General features: G+C 65.4%; 16 protein-coding genes. 6 read left to right on the plus strand and 10 right to left on the minus strand.

The genetic code is table 11. The features are described from left to right. The first annotated feature begins 58 nt into the window (after positions 1 to 58). Complete coding sequence (locus AC066S_RS00480) at positions 59 to 1,684, plus strand: glycosyltransferase family 39 protein (RefSeq protein ID WP_135170510.1); 1,626 nt, start codon at positions 59 to 61, stop codon at positions 1,682 to 1,684. Positions 1,685 to 1,800: 116 nt separating this feature from the next. Here the strand turns inward: AC066S_RS00480 and AC066S_RS00485 are convergent, their stop codons facing one another. The 5 genes from AC066S_RS00485 to AC066S_RS00505 all read right to left on the minus strand — a co-directional run bounded on the left by AC066S_RS00485 (position 1,801) and on the right by AC066S_RS00505 (position 5,874). Further along, complete coding sequence (locus AC066S_RS00485; protein WP_126261044.1) at positions 1,801 to 2,118, minus strand: HPr family phosphocarrier protein; 318 nt, start codon at positions 2,116 to 2,118, stop codon at positions 1,801 to 1,803. Continuing rightward, the gene (locus AC066S_RS00490; protein ID WP_007597752.1) at positions 2,115 to 2,516 is read right to left on the minus strand and encodes a PTS sugar transporter subunit IIA; all 402 of its coding nucleotides are present in this window, start codon (positions 2,514 to 2,516) and stop codon (positions 2,115 to 2,117) included. Before AC066S_RS00490 ends, AC066S_RS00485 begins: the two co-directional genes overlap by 4 nt. Before the next feature lie 133 nt (positions 2,517 to 2,649). Continuing rightward, on the minus strand, positions 2,650 to 3,174 hold the full coding sequence (locus tag AC066S_RS00495) for an HPr kinase/phosphorylase (protein WP_135170511.1): 525 nt from the start codon (positions 3,172 to 3,174) through the stop codon (positions 2,650 to 2,652). Continuing rightward, entirely contained in the window at positions 3,171 to 4,967 is a 1,797-nt protein-coding gene (locus tag AC066S_RS00500) for a sensor histidine kinase (RefSeq protein WP_164719014.1), read from the minus strand. The genes AC066S_RS00495 and AC066S_RS00500 overlap by 4 nt, the downstream gene beginning before the upstream one ends. A 205-nt stretch (positions 4,968 to 5,172) precedes the next feature. Continuing rightward, positions 5,173 to 5,874, minus strand: coding sequence for a response regulator transcription factor (locus tag AC066S_RS00505; protein ID WP_008542552.1), 702 nt, complete (start codon positions 5,872 to 5,874; stop codon positions 5,173 to 5,175). A gap of 242 nt (positions 5,875 to 6,116) precedes the next feature. On the opposite strand from AC066S_RS00505, the gene AC066S_RS00510 reads away from it, so the two are divergent. The 3 genes from AC066S_RS00510 to AC066S_RS00520 all read left to right on the plus strand — a co-directional run bounded on the left by AC066S_RS00510 (position 6,117) and on the right by AC066S_RS00520 (position 11,425). Then, positions 6,117 to 6,866, plus strand: coding sequence for a HugZ family pyridoxamine 5'-phosphate oxidase (locus tag AC066S_RS00510; protein ID WP_478268667.1), 750 nt, complete (start codon positions 6,117 to 6,119; stop codon positions 6,864 to 6,866). A gap of 63 nt (positions 6,867 to 6,929) precedes the next feature. Beyond that, positions 6,930 to 9,521, plus strand: coding sequence for a CHAT domain-containing tetratricopeptide repeat protein (locus tag AC066S_RS00515; protein WP_478268668.1), 2,592 nt, complete (start codon positions 6,930 to 6,932; stop codon positions 9,519 to 9,521). Between the two features lie 287 nt (positions 9,522 to 9,808). Then, on the plus strand, positions 9,809 to 11,425 hold the full coding sequence (locus AC066S_RS00520; RefSeq protein WP_126261048.1) for a phosphoenolpyruvate carboxykinase: 1,617 nt from the start codon (positions 9,809 to 9,811) through the stop codon (positions 11,423 to 11,425). A 166-nt stretch (positions 11,426 to 11,591) separates the two neighbouring features. Here AC066S_RS00520 and AC066S_RS00525 read toward each other — a convergent pair whose 3' ends face one another. Together AC066S_RS00525 and AC066S_RS00530 are read right to left on the minus strand one after the other, a co-directional pair. Next, on the minus strand, positions 11,592 to 12,407 hold the full coding sequence (locus tag AC066S_RS00525; RefSeq protein ID WP_478268669.1) for an acyl-CoA thioesterase: 816 nt from the start codon (positions 12,405 to 12,407) through the stop codon (positions 11,592 to 11,594). 226 nt (positions 12,408 to 12,633) lie between these two features. Beyond that, entirely contained in the window at positions 12,634 to 15,159 is a 2,526-nt protein-coding gene (locus AC066S_RS00530) for a glycogen/starch/alpha-glucan phosphorylase (RefSeq protein WP_478268670.1), read from the minus strand. Between the two features lie 185 nt (positions 15,160 to 15,344). On the opposite strand from AC066S_RS00530, the gene AC066S_RS00535 reads away from it, so the two are divergent. Further along, complete coding sequence (locus tag AC066S_RS00535) at positions 15,345 to 15,578, plus strand: hypothetical protein (protein WP_478268671.1); 234 nt, start codon at positions 15,345 to 15,347, stop codon at positions 15,576 to 15,578. A 21-nt stretch (positions 15,579 to 15,599) separates the two neighbouring features. Here the strand turns inward: AC066S_RS00535 and AC066S_RS00540 are convergent, their stop codons facing one another. Beyond that, a complete protein-coding gene (locus AC066S_RS00540) occupies positions 15,600 to 16,463 on the minus strand; it encodes a LysR family transcriptional regulator (protein ID WP_478268672.1) in 864 nt (287 codons plus the stop codon). A gap of 112 nt (positions 16,464 to 16,575) precedes the next feature. Here AC066S_RS00540 and AC066S_RS00545 point away from each other — a divergent pair, with 112 nt between their 5' ends. Then, a complete protein-coding gene (locus AC066S_RS00545) occupies positions 16,576 to 17,487 on the plus strand; it encodes a DMT family transporter (RefSeq protein WP_478268935.1) in 912 nt (303 codons plus the stop codon). Positions 17,488 to 17,611: 124 nt separating this feature from the next. On the opposite strand, the gene AC066S_RS00550 is transcribed toward AC066S_RS00545, so the two are convergent. Together AC066S_RS00550 and AC066S_RS00555 are read right to left on the minus strand one after the other, a co-directional pair. Next, the gene (locus AC066S_RS00550) at positions 17,612 to 18,382 is read right to left on the minus strand and encodes a TIGR02186 family protein (protein ID WP_126261053.1); all 771 of its coding nucleotides are present in this window, start codon (positions 18,380 to 18,382) and stop codon (positions 17,612 to 17,614) included. Beyond that, entirely contained in the window at positions 18,379 to 19,296 is a 918-nt protein-coding gene (locus tag AC066S_RS00555) for a sulfite exporter TauE/SafE family protein (RefSeq protein ID WP_478268673.1), read from the minus strand. The genes AC066S_RS00550 and AC066S_RS00555 overlap by 4 nt, the downstream gene beginning before the upstream one ends. Between the last annotated feature and the right edge of the window lie 19 nt (positions 19,297 to 19,315).

Consider the following 19,315-nt stretch of genomic DNA (forward strand, 5'->3'; position numbering starts at 1 on the left):
GCCTTTCTTCACGCCAAGCTGATTCCACGGCAGGCCAAAACGCGCTACGCAACGGCGCATGTCCACCACCTCGATCCCATCCGCCAGAGCGCGGGCGAAGACCCGCTTGAGTTACAACCGCTTCCGGGCCTGGCTGGTCGCCTGCGCGGTCCGCCCCGAGGCGAGATTGTGGCTGGTGATCCAGCTCGCCATCCTGCATGCGGTGCTCTGGACCTTCATCCTGATCAATCTCAAGGCGGCGCAGGACGTTCACATGGACGTCGCAGAAGCCTATGGCTGGGGCCAGAAATTCCTGTGGGGCTACGGCAAGCACCCGCCGCTGTCGGGCTGGGTCGCAGGCCTCTGGTTCACGGTGTTCCCGGCCGCGGACTGGGCGACCTATGCGCTGGCGATGGCGACCGTCAGCGCCGGCATGGTGATCTGCTGGCTGGTGGCCTTGCGCGTGGTGGATGCGCGCCGCGCCTTCCTGGTCGTGGTGATGGTGGCGCTCTACCCGATCTTCAATTTCAAGGGTTTCAAGTACAACCCGGATCTGCTGCAGCTCGTCACGCTACCGCTGCTCGTGCTCGCTTATCTCAACGCGTTCGAGAAGCGGAGCTGGCAGTCCGGCGTCTTGCTCGGGCTCGCCGGCGCGCTGGCGCTGATGACCAAATATTGGGTGCTGACCATGATCGGCGCCATCGGGCTTGCCGCGCTGATCCATCCGGAGCGGCTGAAATTCCTGCTCTCGCCGGCGCCGTGGGTGGCGATCGTGACGATGGTGCTGGCGATGATCCCGCACTTCGTCTGGCTGGCCGAGGCGCATTTCGTGCCGCTGACCTATGCCGGCGACACCTACAGCCTCCAGGACAAGAGCCAGGTGCATCAGCTCGTCGCCGGCTACTTCCTGCATAATTTCGGCTTGCTGGCCTTGCCGGTGGCGCTCGCCGGGCTGGCGATGGCGCTGGTGCCGCCGTGGCTGACGCTGCTGGTGCGCGCGCCCGCGCGCATCGTCACGCGGGCGTGGCGGCGCGGCGCCAATTCCGGCGTCAATGTCTCGCAGGCGCTGAATGTCTGGATCATCCAGATCATCGTCGCGTTCGGCCCGCCGCTCGGCGCGCTGCTCTTCAGCATCTACATGAAGACCGATTGGGGCATCTCGCTGTTCTTCCTGGTGCCCCTGGCGCTGGTCGCGATCCCCACATTGCGCGTGCAGGGCGCGAGCCTGTTCAACATCGCGGCGATCTGGCTCGTGCTCAGTGTCGCGACGCTCGTCGCCTCGCCCTGGATTGCCGCGGGCGAGCTGGCGGCCAATGCCGGCAACACCGCGACCTATGGCGCGCGCTCGGATCTTGCGCGCGAGCTGACCCAGGCTTGGCACGCGCGCTTCGCTTCGCGCTGGGCCGTCGTCGCGGGCAGCATGGAATCGATCCAGCCGATGGTGTTCTACAGCCCGGATCATCCGGCGGCGTTCACGCCGAACGAGGCCTGGGCCTCCGGGCTGACGTCGCTCGACGAGGTCAAGCGATACGGCTTCATCGGCGTGTTCGATGCCACCGACGAACGCCTGCCCAAGTTCGAGAAATGGATATCGGAGACCGCGCCGAATGCCGAGCGCGTGGTGATGACCACGCGCCGCTTCACCCACGGCAAGGCCGGCCCGTCGATGAGCTGGCATATCTACATCGCGCCGCCGGGGAAATAGCCGAGCTGCCGTAGGGTGGGCAAAGGCGCGCAGCGCCGTGCCCACCATCTTCGGCCATCGTGAAAGGTGCGTGGGCACGCTTCGCTTTGCCTACCCTACGGCACCGAGCGCTTGGCTCAGACCCCTTCCTCGTTGAACTTGCTTTCAACGAGTTCCGTGATCGCCGCGAGTGCGGCTTCGGCCTCAGCGCCGGCGGCGGCGACCGTGATGGTGGTGCCAGGTCCTGCGGCGAGCATCATCAGGCCCATGATCGAAGTGCCGCCGACGGTCTCGCCGCCGCGCGTCACCCACACTTGCGCGTCGAAGCGCTCGACCGCCTGGACGAATTTCGCCGAGGCGCGGGCGTGCAGACCGCGCTTGTTGATGATCAGGAGATCCTTGGAGATCGCGCCCGCGGGCACGCTTGTCCCGGCTTGTGGCGCGTCGCCGCTCATTTGCCGGCGAGCACGCGGCTGGCGATGGTGACGTATTTGCGGCCCGCTTCCTGGGCCATCGCGATCGCGTCAGGCAGCGGACGCTCCTCGCGCACCTTGGCGAGCTTCACCAGCATGGGAAGGTTGATGCCCGCGAGCACTTCGACCTTGGGCCGGCTCATGCAGGATATTGCAAGGTTCGACGGCGTGCCGCCGAACATGTCGGTGAGGATCGCAACGCCATCGCCGGAATCGACGCGGTTAACCGCTTCGATGATGTCGCTTCGGCAGAGATCGGAATCGTCTTCGGCACCGATCGTGATCGCTTCGATTTGTTTTTGTGGGCCCATGACATGTTCAAGCGCTGCCTTGAATTCGTCGGCAAGGCGCCCGTGGGTCACAAGTACTAGACCAATCATCGGAAAACTCCTCGCGGGCGCTTTTGGTGCACCGCACGAACGCGCCACTTTGACCATCCAGAGCCCCCGCGCAAGAGGGGATGTTGCGTATCTCCCTGAATCTATACTGATGGATGAGGGGAGCTGCGCCGGTCTATTCGGTCGCGATAGTGGGGCTCATATGGTTACCATTTCCCTTCAAACAATCGCCTGAAGGCTTAACGGAAGATGAACTCTTGGTAGTGGTCAAGGCCGCAACAACCAGGGGGAGGGGTGAATAATCGCGGCCAACCGGGATTCGCGGTATCTCGACACCGGAAATGCTGGTTTTCAGGGCTTCGGGCGGCGGCAGCCGCTCGGCGTCCGGGGCGTCCAGATCGACCACGAGACCGACGGTCGCATGCTCCACGAAGTCGCAGCGGCGGATTCCGAGGCCCCGGATCTCGATCAGGCCCTTAAGGCGCGGCGCGGGGCGGACCTCAATTTCATCGCCGACTGTCGCCAGATGGACACGGTCATCCCCGACCAGAACGGCCCTGTCGACCACGCCCGCGCGTCCCGCCATGATCAAATCGAAGGCAAGGCGCGACTTGCCGGAGCCCGAGGGCCCGCGGATCAGCACCGCCAGGGGCCCGACCTTGACCGCGGAGGCGTGAACGCTGGGTCCGGGGTCGCTCATAGCGCCGGCAGCCTCACCACGAAGCGCGCACCCGATACGGTCGGGACGCCCTCGTCATCCGGCGGGCCTGCGCGGTTCTCGGCCCAGATGCGTCCGCCATGGGCGTCGACGATCTGCTTGGAGATCGACAGGCCGAGGCCGGAGTTCTGGCCGAACCCCTGATGCGGACGGTCGGTGTAGAAGCGCTCGAAGATGCGCTCCAGCGCGTCGTCGCGAATGCCGGGGCCGTCGTCGTCGACCACGATCTCGATCTCGGAGCGCACGCGACGGCAGGTGAGGCGCACCTTGTTGCCGGCTTCCGAGAACGATTGTGCGTTGGAGAGCAGGTTGGAGACCACCTGCCCGAGCCGCGAATCATGGCCACTCACGGCGAAGGTGTCGGTCGGGCTGCGGCCCTCGAAGCGCGTCTCGACCGCGACGTCATGGCCGAGCTTGGTTTCGTTGGCGACGGACACCAGCGTCGTCAGCAGGCGGCGCAAATCGACCGGGATCGCATCCTGGCGCTGCAATTCGGCATCGAGGCGGCTGGCGTCGGAGATGTCCGAGATCAGGCGGTCGAGCCGCTTGACGTCGTGCTCGATCACCTCGAGCAGGCGCGCGCGGCTGGTCTCGTTGCGCGCCAGCGGCAGCGTCTCGACCGCCGAGCGCAGCGAGGTCAGCGGGTTCTTCAGTTCGTGGGCGACGTCGGCGGCGAACATCTCGATCGCCTCGATCCGGCTGTAGAGCGCGCTCGTCATGTCGCGCAATGCGCCCGAGAGATGGCCGATCTCGTCGCGGCGGCGGGTGAAATCCGGAATCTCGATGCGGGCCTTGATGCGGCGGCGGACGCGCTCGGCGCTGTCGGCGAGCCGGCGCACGGGCCCGGCGATCGTGCTCGCGAGCAGCAGCGACAGCATGATCATGACGGTGGCCGCGACGCCGCCGACCTTCAGGATGGCGAGGCGCTCGGCGGTGACCATCTGGTCGATGTCGTCACCTTGGGTCGACAGCATCAAGGCGCCGTGAATCGCGCGCGAGCGCAGCACGGGGACGGCGACCGAGACGATCACCTCGCCGCGCGCATTGACCCGCACCATCGAGCGCTTCTGGCCCTGGAGCGCATCGCCCACCTCGGCATAGCCGTTGCCGTTCTCGGGCCCGAGCTCGCGATAGAGCGGCAGGTCGCCGCGGTTCAGCCAGGTCCGCACCGCGACCATGCCGCGTTCGACGATGCCGGGCTTCTCGGCCGGCGGCGGCAGATTGTAGCGCAGCACGTTTTCGAGGTTGCGGCTGTCCACCAGCAGGCTGCCGTTCGGATCGTAGATGCGGGCGCGCGTCTTGGTCGGCGAGATCAGCGTGCGCAGCACCGGCGCCACCCGCTCCGGATTGATCGGGAAGTCCAGCGGCGAATATTCGTCCGAGCCGCCATAGGTCTCGCCCGGCTTGAGGTCGAGCAGCCGGTCGGGATCGATGGTGATGGCGTTGGTCTGCACCGTGGCGGAGGCCGCGATCGCGCCGGCGATGATCTCGGCCTGCACCAGGAGGCTCTGCGCCCGCGCGTCGATCAGGCCGGCGCGGAATTGCGACAGATAGAGGATGCTGGCGACCAGCGCGACGAGGCCGGCGAGGTTGAGCGAGACGATGCGGCGGGTGAGGCTGGAAAAGGACAGCGCGAAGAAGAACTGCCCGGCGCGCTTCAGCCAGTTCAGCGGTCGGAAGCCCTGCGGCCTGCCTTCGACAAATTGATCCTGAACGCCGTCGGCTGCGACGTCGCCGGCGCTCTGGTTCGGATCAGGCTGCGTTCGGTCCAGCAATGCTTACGCCCGTGTTAGGACGGCGTTGAGAAGGTCCCCACATTCTAGAGCATGATCCGGAAAAGTGTGCAGCGGTTTTCCGAAAGGATCATGCTCAAGAAACAAACCAAGGCACGATGATCTCATCGCGCTTTGGAGCGATCCCGGTCCCGATGGAATCAGGACCGGCGAAGCTCTTAGTCCGTTCGTGAAGTTGCCTGCCGCCTCAGGCTTCCTTGAAACGATAGCCGACGCCGTACAGCGTCTCGATCATCTCGAACTCGTTGTCGACCACCTTGAACTTCTTGCGCAGCCGCTTGATGTGGCTGTCGATGGTGCGGTCGTCGACATAGACCTGGTCGTCATAAGCGGCGTCCATCAGCGCGTTGCGGCTCTTCACCACGCCGGGCCGGGTCGCCAGCGCCTGCAGGATCAGGAATTCGGTGACGGTCAACGTCACCGGCTCGTTCTTCCAGGTGCAGGTATGCCGTTCCGGATCCATGCGCAGGAGGCCGCGATCGAGCGCCTTGGCGTCGTTCTCCTTCGGCGCGACGGTCGGGTCCTTCGGCGCCGAGCGGCGCAGCACCGCCTTGACGCGCTCGACCAAAAGGCGCTGTGAAAACGGCTTGCGGATGAAATCGTCGGCGCCCATCTTGAGGCCGAACAGCTCGTCGATCTCCTCGTCCTTGGAGGTCAGGAAGATCACCGGCAGGTCGGATTTCTGCCGCAGGCGGCGCAGCGTCTCCATGCCGTCCATGCGAGGCATCTTGATGTCGAGGATGGCGAGATCGGGCTGGGTGGTGCGGAAACCGTCCAGCGCGGAGGCGCCGTCGGTGTAGGTCATGATGCGATAGCCTTCGGCTTCCAGCGCGATCGAGACGGATGTGAGAATGTTGCGGTCGTCGTCGACCAAAGCGATTGTGGGCATGAGCCTCTGCTTTCTGCTTTCCGTTTGGGTCGTGGCTTGAAAACGGCGAGCAATCCAGTGATGCGCCGCATACATGGGTGCCGAAGTCGGCAGTCGAACCTTGTCACCGAGCAATGCAAGCTGGGCTGAAGTGTGACCAAGTTCCACGAAACACGGCAGATTCGCCGCATGTCGACCCATAACCAGACCCCCGTTTACCCGAAAAAAGGCCTCCCTTGCAACCACCTGAGCCGAGAAAGCCGATGCAACCGACCCCTGATTTCGACCCCGCAAAGCTCGCCAAATCCCTGCTGCGGCGATCGCGCCAGGGGGCGCTGGCAACGCTCATGGCCGGCAGCGGCGACCCCTATTGTTCCCTGGTCAATCTGGCCAGCCATCCCGACGGCTCGCCGATTCTGCTGATCTCGGGCCTTGCCGTGCATACAAGGAACATCCTTGCCGACAGCCGGGTCTCGCTGATGCTGGACGAGCGGGCGGAAGGCGATCCGCTGGAGGGCGCCCGGATCATGCTGTCGGGCCGGGCGGAGCAGGCCGAGGCCGAGAAGGACCTGCTCCAGCGGCGGTATCTCAATGCCCATCCGTCGGCGGAAGGCTTTGTTTCCTTTAAGGATTTCTCATTCTTCCGGATCCGTCCCACGGGAACCCATCTGGTCGCCGGTTTCGGCCGGATCGTCGACCTCAAGCCCACGCAGTTCCTCACGGCTCTCACCGGGGCCGACGACCTGCTGGCGGCGGAGGAGGGCGCTGTCGCGCATATGAACGCCGACCATCGGGAGACCATGGGCCTCTATGCGACGAAGCTCCTGGGTGCCGGCGCGGGTGACTGGCGCTGCACCGGCTGCGATCCGGAAGGCCTCGACATGCAGGACGGCCAGACCGTGCTGCGGCTGAACTTCCCGGAGCGGGTGACCGACGGCACGTCGCTGCGCAAGATGCTGGTGCGCCTCGCTGGCGAAGCGCGCACGAAGATGGACCAGAACGCAAGGATTTGAACGCCGCTATCCATCGCTGCGACCCAAGACGGTGAGGTCCTGGGGCTGGCAGCGAGAGGGTTCATGACACGTCGTTGGGCATTGGCTGCGGGCCTGGGGCTCGCGATCGTCGCGTCGTCTGCCTCGCCTGGCCTTGCCCAGAAGGGGGATCTGTCAGCGCAGAGCGCGCGCATCAACGCGCTCCGGAGCGCCGGCAAATATTCCGAGGCGCTGCCGCTGGCGCAGGCCATGGTGGCCTCGCTCGAGAAGACCAGCAACAACCGCGACCTCGCCGCGACGCTCAACAATCTTGCGCAGATCGAAGCCGACCAGGGCCACGACGATCAGGCTGAGCCGCTCTACAAGCGCGCCATTGCGCTGATGGAGAAGGGGACCGGTCAGGGCAGCGTCGAGATCGCGCCGATCCTGAACAATCTGGCGGCGCTCTATCAGCGGCAGAGCCGCTTCACGGAAGCCGAGCCGCTGTTCAAGCGCGCGCTGACCGTTCGCGAGCAGGCGCTGTCGCGCGAGCATCCCGACATCGGCCAGTCCCTCAACAATCTCGCCACTTACTATGTGAAGCAGCAGCGTCATGCCGAGGCCGAGCCGCTGTTTCGGCGGGCGCTTGCGATCTACCAGAAGGTCGGCGGTCCCGAGCATCCTGCGGTCGCCACCGTCCTGAACAACATCGGTCAGGTCGATCGCGACCTCAACCGCGACGCGGAGGCCGAGGCGCCGATCAAGCGCTCGCTCGCGATCCGCGAGAAGGCGCTGGGACCGGATCATCACGACGTGGCGCGCTCACTCAACAATCTCGCCGGGCTCTACGAGCACCAGCAGCGCTATGCCGAGGCCGAGCCGCTCTATCGCCGCGCCCTGTCGATCCGCGAGCGGGCGCTCGGGCCCGACCATCCCGATGTCGGGACCTCGACCAGCAATCTCGCCAATTTCCTTCAGGTCTCCGGGCGGACAGTCGACGCCTTGCCGCTTGCGGAAAAGACGCTCGCCAACAATCGCGCGCAGCTGCGTGTCGTGCTGCCCATCCTGTTCGCCGCGCGGCAGCAGCGTCTCCTAGGGGATGACATGGCGCTGGACCAGGCGCTCGCGGCGATCCAGCGCGGCACGCAATCCTCCGCCGCCGCTGCCGTGAACAAGCTCGCGGTGCGGATGGCCGCCGGCAGCGACCGGCTCGCCGAGCTCGTGCGCAAGGATCAGGATCTCACCGCCGAGTCCGAAGCGCTCGACAAGGCGATCGTCGCGGCAGTGTCGAAGCCATCCGCTCAGCGCGACCTCGCGGTCGAGCAGCGCAGCCGCGCGAGGATCGCGGCGATCGGAAACGAGCGCAGCACATTGCAGAAGGCCCTCACGCTCGAGTTTCCCGACTACGCCTCGCTCTCCAACCCGCTGCCGCTGGCGGTGAAGGACATTCAGCCGCTGCTGTCGGCTGACGAGGCGATGGTGATCTATTCCGTCGTCGATAAGCAGAGCTATGTCATCGCGATCACGCGCGAGGGCGTCGACTGGAAAGAGATCCCGCTCGGCGCGGATGCGGTGACGCAGAAGGTCGCCGCCTTCCGCAGGGGGCTGGACGTCGGCAAGGCGCGCGATGCCTCCGGCAAGTCAGGCCTGTTCGATCTCGGGCTGGCCCATGAGCTCTATTCGGCGTTGCTCGGCCCGGTCGAGGCCTTGACGAAGGACAAGCGTAATTTGCTGGTGGTGCCGTCGGCGGCGCTGACGGCCTTGCCGTTTCATCTGCTGGTGACGCAGCCACCGCAGGCTGCGATTCCGGACCGGCTCGACGGCTATCGCAGCGCCGCCTGGCTGCTGCGGCGTCAGGCCGTCTCGGTGTTGCCGTCGGTGATCAGCCTGAAATCGCTGCGCGCCGTCGCCCGCAGGGACCAGGGTGCAAAGCCGATGACCGGCTTCGGCGATCCCGTGTTCAATCCCGCGGCCGAAGGACCGGCCGACCGTCGTGCAGCCAGCGGCAAGGTCGCCGCGCGCAGCATCGCGACCGTCGCCTATACCGATTTCTGGCGCGGCGCCGGCGTCGATCGCGCGCGGCTGGCGCAGGCGCTGCCGCAACTGCCCGATACCGCCGACGAGCTGAACGCGGTGGCGAGGGACGTCGGCGCGGCTGCTGCCGACATCCATCTCGGACGCGATGCCAGCGAAACGACGCTGAAGCGTGCAGCGCTTGCTCAATACGGCATCATCTACTTTGCCACCCACGGCCTCGTTGCCGGCGACGTCAAGGGATTGGGGGAGCCCTCGCTTGCGCTCTCCATCCCCGACCAGCCGACGGAGCTCGATGATGGTCTTCTCACCGCGAGCGAAGTAGCCCAGCTCAAGCTCAACGCCGATTGGGTGGTGCTGTCCGCCTGCAACACCATCGCCGGCGACAAGCCCGGCGCCGAGGCATTGTCGGGATTGGCGCGCTCGTTCTTCTACGCAGGGGCCCGCGCGCTCCTGGTCTCGCATTGGGCCGTGGACTCGGAAGCGGCCACCCGCCTGACCATTTCGACATTCGAGCTGCTCAAGAACGAGCCAAAGATGGGGCGTGCCGAAGCCTTGCGCCGCGCGATGTTGACATTTGTCGACGACACCTCCTCGCCGCGCAACGCCTACCCTGCCATGTGGGGGCCGTTCGCTCTGATCGGCGAAGGTGAGGTGAAATAAGGAAGGCGCCGCGGCAATTGTGCGTCGCAATAACCTGACGTAACGCGCAAACACGCATTTGGTTGCGCGATCATCGGCGATTTTCGCGATGCGTCCGCTCAGAGCTGACATGCGCGACGTTTGGCGCGGTCCTTGAATAAACCAAATCCTGCGGGATCAGCTTGGCAACGCCAGCGTTCATCATTATTAGGTCGTTCAGCCGAGGCCGAATGGCCCTTTCATCACGGTGACCGCGACGGCGCCAAACTTGGTCCGCTGAATGTCGTGGGTTCTAGGAGGATTTTTTCGTGCAAGAGACGGGCGTGCGCAACGGTGCCTTCGGCGCCGACAAGTTCGGCTTAAAGAATCTCAAGCAGGTTCACTGGAACCTCGGTGCGCCGCAACTCTATCAATACTCGCTCGCTGCGGGCGAGGCGGTGCTGTCTGCTGACGGCGCGCTCTGCGCCGACACCGGCGAGTTCACCGGGCGCAGCCCGAAGGACAAGTTCACGGTGCGTGACGCCACCACCGACAAGAAGATGTGGTGGGCCGGCAACCAGTCCATCACCGCAGAGCAGTTCGAGACGCTCTATCAGGATTTCCTCAAGCACGCCGAAGGCAAGAAGCTGTTCGCGCAGGATCTCTACGGCGGTGCCGATCCCGCCTACCGGATCAAGACGCGCGTCTTCACCGAGCTTGCCTGGCACTCGCTGTTCATCCGTACGCTCTTGATCCGCCCGGAGGCGATCGAGCTGTCGACCTTCGTGCCGGAGCTCACCATCATCGACATGCCGAGCTTCCGCGCCGATCCCAAACGCCACGGCGTGCGCTCGGAGAACGTGGTCGCGATCGATTTCGCCCGCAAGATCGTCCTGATCGGCGGGTCTTATTATGCCGGCGAGATGAAGAAGTCGGTCTTCACCACGCTGAACTATTACCTGCCCGAGCGCGGCGTGATGCCGATGCACTGCTCGGCCAATGTCGGCGCCAAGGGCGACACCGCGATCTTCTTCGGGCTGTCGGGCACCGGCAAGACCACGCTGTCGGCCGACCCCAACCGCACGCTGATCGGCGACGACGAGCACGGCTGGGGGCCGAACGGCGTCTTCAATTTCGAGGGCGGCTGCTATGCCAAGTGCATCAAGCTGTCGAAGGAAGCCGAGCCCGAGATCTACGCGGCCTCGACCCGCTTCGGCGCGGTGCTCGAGAATTGCGTGCTCAACGAGGACACCCGCGTCGTCGATTTCGACGACGGCTCCAAGACCGAGAACACGCGCTCGGCCTATCCGCTCGACTTCATCCCGAACGCCTCGCGCACCGGCCGCGCGCCGCAGCCGAAGAACGTGGTGATGCTCGCCGCCGACGCCTTCGGCGTGCTGCCGCCGATCGCCAAGCTGTCGCCGGCGCAGGCGATGTATCACTTCCTGTCCGGTTACACCGCCAAGGTCGCGGGCACCGAGCGCGGTCTCGGCAACGAGCCGCAGCCGGAATTCTCGACCTGCTTCGGTTCGCCCTTCCTGCCGCTCGACCCCTCCGTCTACGGCAACATGCTGCGCGACCTCATCGCCCAGCACAATGTCGATTGCTGGCTGGTCAACACCGGCTGGACCGGCGGCAAGTACGGCACAGGCAGCCGCATGCCGATCAAGGTGACCCGCGCGCTGCTCACCGCCGCGCTCGACGGCTCCTTGCGCAACGTCGAATTCCGCACCGACAAGTATTTCGGCTTCGCGGTGCCGACCGCGCTGCCCGGCGTGCCCAGCGAAATCCTCAACCCGGTCAACACCTGGAAGGACAAGGACGACTTCGACAAGACCGCCCGCGCGCTGGTCGGCATGTTCCAGAAGAACTTCGCCAAGTTCGAAGCCCAGGTCGACGCCGACGTGCGTGCGGCAGCCCCGGACGTGAAGCTCGCGGCGGAGTAATCGCTCTGTCTTCAGCGAAATGGGCGGCCGCAAGGCCGCCCTTTTCATATGTGCGCAAACTCTCTCCACCGTCATTGCGAGCGCAGCGAAGCAATCCAGAATCTTTCCGCGGGGGACAGTCTGGATTGCTTCGCTGCGCTCGCAATGACGAACGTTGTGGAGACAGCTACGCCTTGAAATACGCAATCTGCGTCGTGGTCGCGAGCAGCCGGCCGTTCGGCGACCACAGCTCGGCGTTCTGGTCGGCGTAGCTCTTGTGCATGATCTTGGAATCAGCCGTCGCCAGCACGCGGGTGATGTCTTCGGCCGCGAGCTCCTCGCTGTCGGTGTGGAAATAGGTCGTCAGCGACACCGTGCCGAACGGCACCAGCTCGCGCCTTGCATGGAAGATGCGGCCGAAGAAGGCGTCCGACATCGACGTCAGCGACAGCATGTCGAGCTTGCGCGGCGTGCGGTCGCTGATCCAGATCTTCGAATAGGTGCTGGCGGGCTCCGCCTGCTGCGGGCCGATCCGCATCTCGCCCTCGACGAAGCGGAAATCGTACTGGTTGGCCCAGGACGCCGCGATCTTCGGAAACGGCATGGTCTCCTCGAACGGTTTTGCGTCGGGATATTGCGCCACCCGGTGCTCCCAGGACGGCCGGCGCTCGGCGAACACCGCGGTGGCGAGCGTTGCGACCTCGCCGCCGCCCTGGCTGAGCTCGACGCTCCAGTGCTGGCTGGAGCGGTTGGCCTTGACCAGCCGCACGTCCAGGTCAAACGGTCCCTTGGCGATCGGCGCGCAGTAATTGACGGTGAGCGCCAAGGGATCGCCGGCGGCTTGCGGATGCTCGATCAGCGCCCGCAGGATCGTCGCGGCCGTGGCGCCGCCGAACGGGCCGACAAAGGCCCAGTAATCGTTGCTGGTGTGCCCCTGCCAGCTGGAGTCACCGGCGGTGATGCGGGTGGCTTCGTCGAACGGGTGCGGGAGCTTGGCGTGCATCGTGGTCCTCGGTGCCTCTCCGATCGTCATTGCGAGCGCAGCGAAGCAATCCAGGCTGCCTCCGCGGAAAGATTCTGGATTGCTTCGCTGCGCTCGCAATGACGGCGTTTGAGGTGACGGCGCCGGCATCGCAGACGCCGCCGTGGGGATGATCATAGTCATATCATCATCCCGCGCGAAGGATGCAATAACCTCGCAGGTAACGCCGCTTCCACGCCGCGGAAAATCAGCCCGCGGCGTCGCGCAAATTCGGCAGCAGCGGCGTGGTCGGATTCACCGGCACGTTCCAGATCTCCTCGGCGTATTCGCGGATGGTGCGGTCCGAGGAGAACCAGGCCATGCGCGCGACGTTGAGGATCGAGGCGCGGGTCCAGGCCGGCGCCACCTGCCAGCGCGCATCGACCGCGCGTTGCGCTTCGTAATAGGAATCGAAATCGGCGCTGACCATGTAATGGTCGAGATAGCGCAGCGCGTGCGCGATGGATTCGAAGCGGCCGGGATCGCCGGGCGAGAACTCGCCGGCGCCAATCGCGTTGATGGCGCGCTGCAGCTTCGGCGAACTGCGGATCACGTCGGAGGCGTCGAGCCCCTGCTTGCGGCGGATCATCACGTCGCCGGCCTCCATGCCGAAGATCGCGATGTTCTCCGCGCCGACATGGTCGCGGATTTCGATATTGGCGCCGTCGAGCGTGCCGATGGTGATGGCGCCGTTGAGCGCCAGCTTCATGTTGCCGGTGCCGGATGCTTCCATGCCCGCGGTCGAGATCTGCTCGGAGAGGTCCGCGGCGGGGATAATCACCTCGGCGAGGCTGACATTGTAGTCGGGCAGGAACACGACCTTGAGCTTGCCGGCGATCGCGGGGTCGTTGTTGACGATTTCGGCGACGTCGTTGATCAGCTTGATGATCAGCTTGGCGTAACGGTAGCTCGCCGCCGCCTTGCCGGCGAAGATCTTCACCCGCGGCACCCAATTGCCGTTGGGATCGTCCTTGATCGCCTGGTACAGCGCGACCGTCTCGATGACGTTGAGCAGCTGGCGCTTGTATTCGTGGATGCGCTTGATCTGCACGTCGAACAGCGCGCTCGGATCGACCTTGATGCCGAGCCGCTCGCCGATCAGGCGCGCCAGGGCCGTCTTGTTGTGGTGCTTGACACTGCGGAATTTCTTCTGGAATTCGACGTCGCTGGCACGGGCCTCGATCAGCGAGAGCTGCGAGGGATCGTCGAGCACGGCCTCGCCGCAGGTCTCGCGCAACAGATCGGTCAGCTTCGGGTTCGCCAGCATCAGCCAGCGGCGGAAGGTGATGCCGTTGGTCTTGTTGGTGATGCGGCCCGGATAGAGATGGTTGAGGTCGTGGAACACGGTCTCGCGCATCAGGTCGGAATGCATCCCCGAGACACCGTTGATGCGGTGCGAGCCGACGAAGGCGAGCTGGCCCATGCGCACGCGGCGCCCGCTCTTCTCGTCGATCAGGGAGACCGAGGCGCGGAAGTCGATGTCGCCGGGGCAGCGCGCCTCGGCGAGCGCCAGGTGCTGCACGTTGATGCGGTAGATGATCTCGAGGTGCCGCGGCAGCAGCCGCTCGAACAGCTCGACCGGCCAGGTCTCCAGCGCCTCGGGCAGCAGCGTGTGGTTGGTGTAGGAGAGGGTGGCGACGGTGATCTTCCAGGCCTCGTCCCAGCGGAAATTGTGCAGATCGACGAGGATCCGCATCAGCTCGGTGACGGCAAGGCTCGGATGGGTGTCGTTGAGCTGCACCGCGACCTTGCTCGCGAGGCTGCGCAGCTGGCCGTCGGAGGCGAGATGCCGCTTCACCAGATCCTGCAGCGAGGCCGAGACGAAGAAATATTCCTGGCGCAGCCGCAGCTCGCGACCCGCCGGGCTCTCGTCGTTCGGGTAGAGGAACTTGCAGATCGCCTCCGCGCGCGACTGCTCGGCGCTGGCGCTGACATAATCGCCCTTGTTGAAGGCATCGAGCTTGAGCGGATCGGGCGAGCGCGCCGACCACAGCCGCAGCGCGTTGACGTGCTGGCCGCGCCAGCCGACGATCGGCGTGTCATAGGCGATCGCCTGCACCGTCTCGGCGGGATGCCAGATCGCGCGGTCGCGGCCCCTGTCGTCGACATGCTCGACGCCGCCGCCGAAATTGATGTCGTAGATCACCTCGGGCCGCTGCAATTCCCAAGGGTTGCCGAAGCTCAGCCATTCGTCCGGATATTCCTGCTGCCAGCCCTGGTTGATGATCTGGCGGAACAGGCCGTAATCGTAGCGGATGCCGTAGCCGATCGCGGGGATCGACAGCGTCGCCATGCTCTCCATGAAGCAGGCGGCGAGACGGCCGAGGCCGCCATTGCCGAGCGCGGCGTCCGGCTCGCATTTGCGCAGCTCCGGCAGCGAGACGCCGAGATCGCCGAGCGCGACCTCGAAGATCTTGAGCAGGCCCATATTGTTGAGCGCGTCGCTGAACAGGCGGCCGATCAAAAATTCGAGCGAGAGATAATAGACGCGCTTGCGGCCGGCGTCGTAGCTGTGCTTCTCCGCGGTGAGCCAGCGATGCACGATGCGGTCGCGCAGCGCCAGCGCCGCGGCCTGGTACCAGTCGTGCTTGGTCGCCATGCCGGCATCCTTGCCGATGGCAAGCCGCAGCTTCGCCAGGATCGCGCCCTTGATCTCAGCCAGCGCGAGTTCGTCGATGGGCTGCCCCGGGGCCGGAAAACTGGTCTGGAACGATGAATCCTGCAAAGCCGTCATTTCCTAGGTCGAACTCTTACCAATCTACGCGTCGTGCCCTTGCACTGGAACTGTGGCCGTGCGGTGCGTGGCGCTAATTTATGCAAGGAACGGGCCGGGTTGGGAACCCGGGCCAGCACGGAGAAACCGGGATTTAGTGCTAGATTACGAAAGAATTCAGCCATCAGTGTGGAGAGGAGGCGATCATGAGACTGTTGATTGAAATCGTCGCTGCAGCCCTGCTCGTCGTCTGCATCAGCGCCTCCAGTGCGGCGTTTGCCGCCGGCACATCCGGCCGCAGCGCCGATGGCCTCAGCTGCGGCTTCACGATCCCGCAAAAGGCGTCGCCCGCAGCTCGCTGCGCTGCGATCAAGCGCCAATGCGGCGGCAAGTTCTACGCGAGTGCGTGCGGCGACAAACTGATGTCTGCGGCGAAATGAGCGCCCTGGCCTCCAGCGGGCTCAAGCCGCCTTCGCCTGCACCGCATCGCAAAACTCGGCGAGACGATCCGCAAGCCGCAGCGTGGCCGGGCTCGCATCCGGCGCCGCCATCAGTGCAACCTCGGTCTTGTTGATCGGCGCAAAACCTTCCTTCGCCGTCAGCACGCGGTGGTCGGGCTGGATCGACATCTCCGACAGGATGCTCAGCCCCATGCCGGCGGCGACCGCGGCCTGGATGCCGGCGAGGCTCGACGAGGTATAGGCGGTGTGCCAGGCGCGGCCCGCGCTTTCCAGCGCATGGATCGCCCCGGCGCGGTAGATGCAGCCGAGCGGAAAGCCGATCAACGGCACCGAGGGAACGTCGACGTCGATCGGATGGCTCTTGCTGGTGACCCAGTGCACCCGCTCCGGCCACACCGCGATCGCGCCGTTCGCGCCGGCCTCGCGCTTGTAGAGCGCAAGGTCGAGCTCGCCGCGCTCGAGATCGCGCGCCAGATGCTTGCTCTGGTCGGCCCGCACGTCGAGCCGCAGGCCGGGATGCGAGCGCGCGAACGCGCCCAATAGCTTGGCCAGCCGGTACGCCGCGAAATCCTCGGGGATGCCGAGCCGGACCGCGCCTTCGCCATCCGGCTGGCGCAACACGTCGCGCGCCTCCTCGGCCAGCGAGAGCAGCCGGCGCGCATAGGAGAGCAGCCGCTCGCCGGCCTCGGTCGGCCGCACGCTCTTGCCGTCGCGATGCAGCAGCACCTGGCCGATGTCGTCTTCCAGCCGCTTGATCTGCTGGCTCACGGTCGATTGTGTGCGATGGACGCGTGCACCGGCGCGGGTGAAGCCGCCGGCCTCGACCACCGAGACGAAGCTGCGCAGCAGCTCGAGGTCGAGCATCGCCGCCTCCATTTGTAAAACAACTGATCGTAAGTTAATCATTTAATTTCCAAATGACAAGCGACGTCCCTAGATCGAGGGCCAGAAGAAAAAAGATCCGAGAATGCCCCTCATGTCGCTCGCCCCCTCGATTTCGGCCCCAAGCACCCGCTTCAACACGCTGCCGCTCGCCATCGGCCTGTTCTGCCTGCTTTGGAGCTACGCCTTCGTTGCCGGCAAGATCGGGGTCACCCATTGCCCGCCGCTGATCCTGCTCGCCGCGCGCTTCTCGCTCGCCGGCATTTTGATTCTGGGCGCAACGCTGATCCGCGGCGAGGCCTTCTCGCTCTCCTGGCGCGATGTCGCGATCTTCGCCGTGCTCGGCATCGCCAACAACGCGCTCTATCTCGGCCTCGGCTACACCGGCCTGCAATCGGTCTCCGCCGGCCTCGGCGGCCTGATTGTCTCAGCCAATCCGGTATTCACCGCGGCGCTCGCCGCGCTGCTGCTCGGCGAGGGCATGACCTGGCGCAAGGCCGGCGGCCTGCTGCTCGGCGTTATCGGCGTGACGGCGATCGTGTGGCATCGTCTCTCGGTTGGCACGGACTCGCTGCACGGCATCCTGTTCACGCTGGCCTCGCTGGCCTCGCTCGTCGCCGGCACCATCCTGTTCAAGCTGCTCGCGCCGAAAGGGTCGTTGTGGATCGGCAATGGCGTGCAGAACCTCGCCGCCGGCATCGCGCTGACGCCGGTCGCGCTCATCTTCGCCGACATTCACGCGATCGACTATACGCCAAGCCTGATCGGCGCCTTTGCCTTCCTCGTGCTCGGCGGCTCGATCCTCGCCTACTGGCTCTGGTTCCATCTCCTGAAAGTGTGCGGCGCCACCGCCGCCAGCGCCTATCATTTCCTGATGCCGCCGCTCGGCATGCTGTTCGCGTATCTCGTCCTCGGCGAGCACGTCGAGGCGCGCGATCTGCTCGGCATCATTCCGGTCGCACTCGGGATCTATCTGGTGACGCGGCCGGCGAAGGCGGCGTCGTGAGGTAGGCCGCTTACGTCTCTTCGTCATGCCCGGGCTTGTCCCGGGCATCCACGTTCTTACGGGTCGCGGCAAAGACGTGGATGGCCGGGACAAGCCCGGCCATGACGGCAAGTGGGCAGCTCCTTCAATCTTTGCGGAACACGATCGACGCCATCCATCCCGACATCAGCGCCATCGCGGCGGTGACGAGGCCGTAGAGCAGCCCGTTCTGCCGCGCGGTGGTGGCGACGAACTGCTCGAAGCCGACCTTGACGATCTCGAACGCGGTCTCGGTCTTGGCGATGAACGCGCCGTTCGCAAACAGCTTGATCTCCACCTCATAGGTGCCGATCGGCACCTCCGCCGGCAGTGGAATGCCGGTGCGGAACAGTGTGGGCGTCAGGAACGTGACGGCGCTTCCATCTTCGCGATAGAGCCCGCGCTGGGTGCGCAGGCGGATGAAGGCCGAGCGGAATGCGTCGTTCGGCACCACGTCGGCAAAATCGCCGCTGACGCGCTGCATCAGCAGCACGTTGTTCAGCCCGATCTGCTGCCGCCGCGCGATCTCGGGCGAGGTGATGGTTTCGAACGGACGGTTGGCGAACAGCGCCAGATAGCTCGGCACCTGCAGGAACTGCCGGTAGTCGGTGTTGATCCAGATCCCGAAGGTGCGTTCTTTCCGCCGCGTCACCATGTCGGCGCGCGGGCCCATCACGGTGACGACGAGATCGTAGGTCGTGCGGTCAGCGGGCGTGGTGGCATCCTTCTCCACCGAGCCGAACAGCACCAGCTCCTCGCCGGAATAGTTCGGCGTCACCGTGACGCGGTGGTTGGAGACCGACACGATCAGCCGCTCGGCGCGCGCAGCCGAGCCGAGCAGCAGGACGAGCAGGAATGCGAGCGCTGCGCGTCTCATCCGCTTACTCCCAGCTCGCGGATGGTGAAGAGGTCTGCGGGCCGGATCACCAGCTCGATCGCGAAGCGGATGCCGACCGAGAGGATGAGCAAGCCGAGCAGCAAGCGCAGCTGCTCGCCGCGGATCTTCTGCCCGGCGCGGACGCCGAATTGCGCGCCTGTGACGCCGCCGACCATCAGGATCAGCGCCAGCACGGCGTCGACGAGGTGATTGGTCACCGCATGCAGCATGGTCGCGACCAGCATGGTGACGAGCGTCAGCACCATCGAGGTTCCGATCACCGTCGAGGTCGGCACCCGCAAGAGATAGATCATGATCGGCACCAGGATGAAGCCGCCGCCGATGCCCATGATGGCGCCGATGAAGCCGATCATGATGCCGACGACCACCACGGGGATCACCGAGAGATAGATCTTCGAGCGCTTGAACCGCATCTTCAGCGGCAGGCCGTGGATCCAGTTGTGCGTGCGTCGCGGCGGCAACGCGCCGCGCCGGGTCCGCATCAGGGCGCGCAGGCCTTCCGAGAACATCAGGCTGCCGACGGTGCCGAGCAGCACCACGTAAGAGAGAGCGATCATCAGATCGAGCTGGCCGAGCGCGCGCAGCTGGGTGAAGGTCCACACGCCGAGCGCCGTGCCGGTCACCCCGCCGCAGAGCAGGACGCTCGCCAGCGCCGGATCGATCGCGCGCCGCCGCCAATAGGACAGCGCGCCGGAAAAGGAGGAGGCTGCGATGTGGCTGGTGACCGAGGCGACCGCGACCGCGGGCGTGATGCCGATGAAGATCAGCAACGGCGTCATCAGGAAGCCGCCGCCGATCCCGAACATGCCCGAGACGAAGCCGACCGCGGCACCCATCGCCAGCACCAGGATGACGTTGACGGGAAGATCGGCGATCGGGAGATAAAGCTGCATCGAAGGACCACGCTCCGGC

This window comes from Bradyrhizobium sp. CFUWI (genome assembly GCF_056429085.1).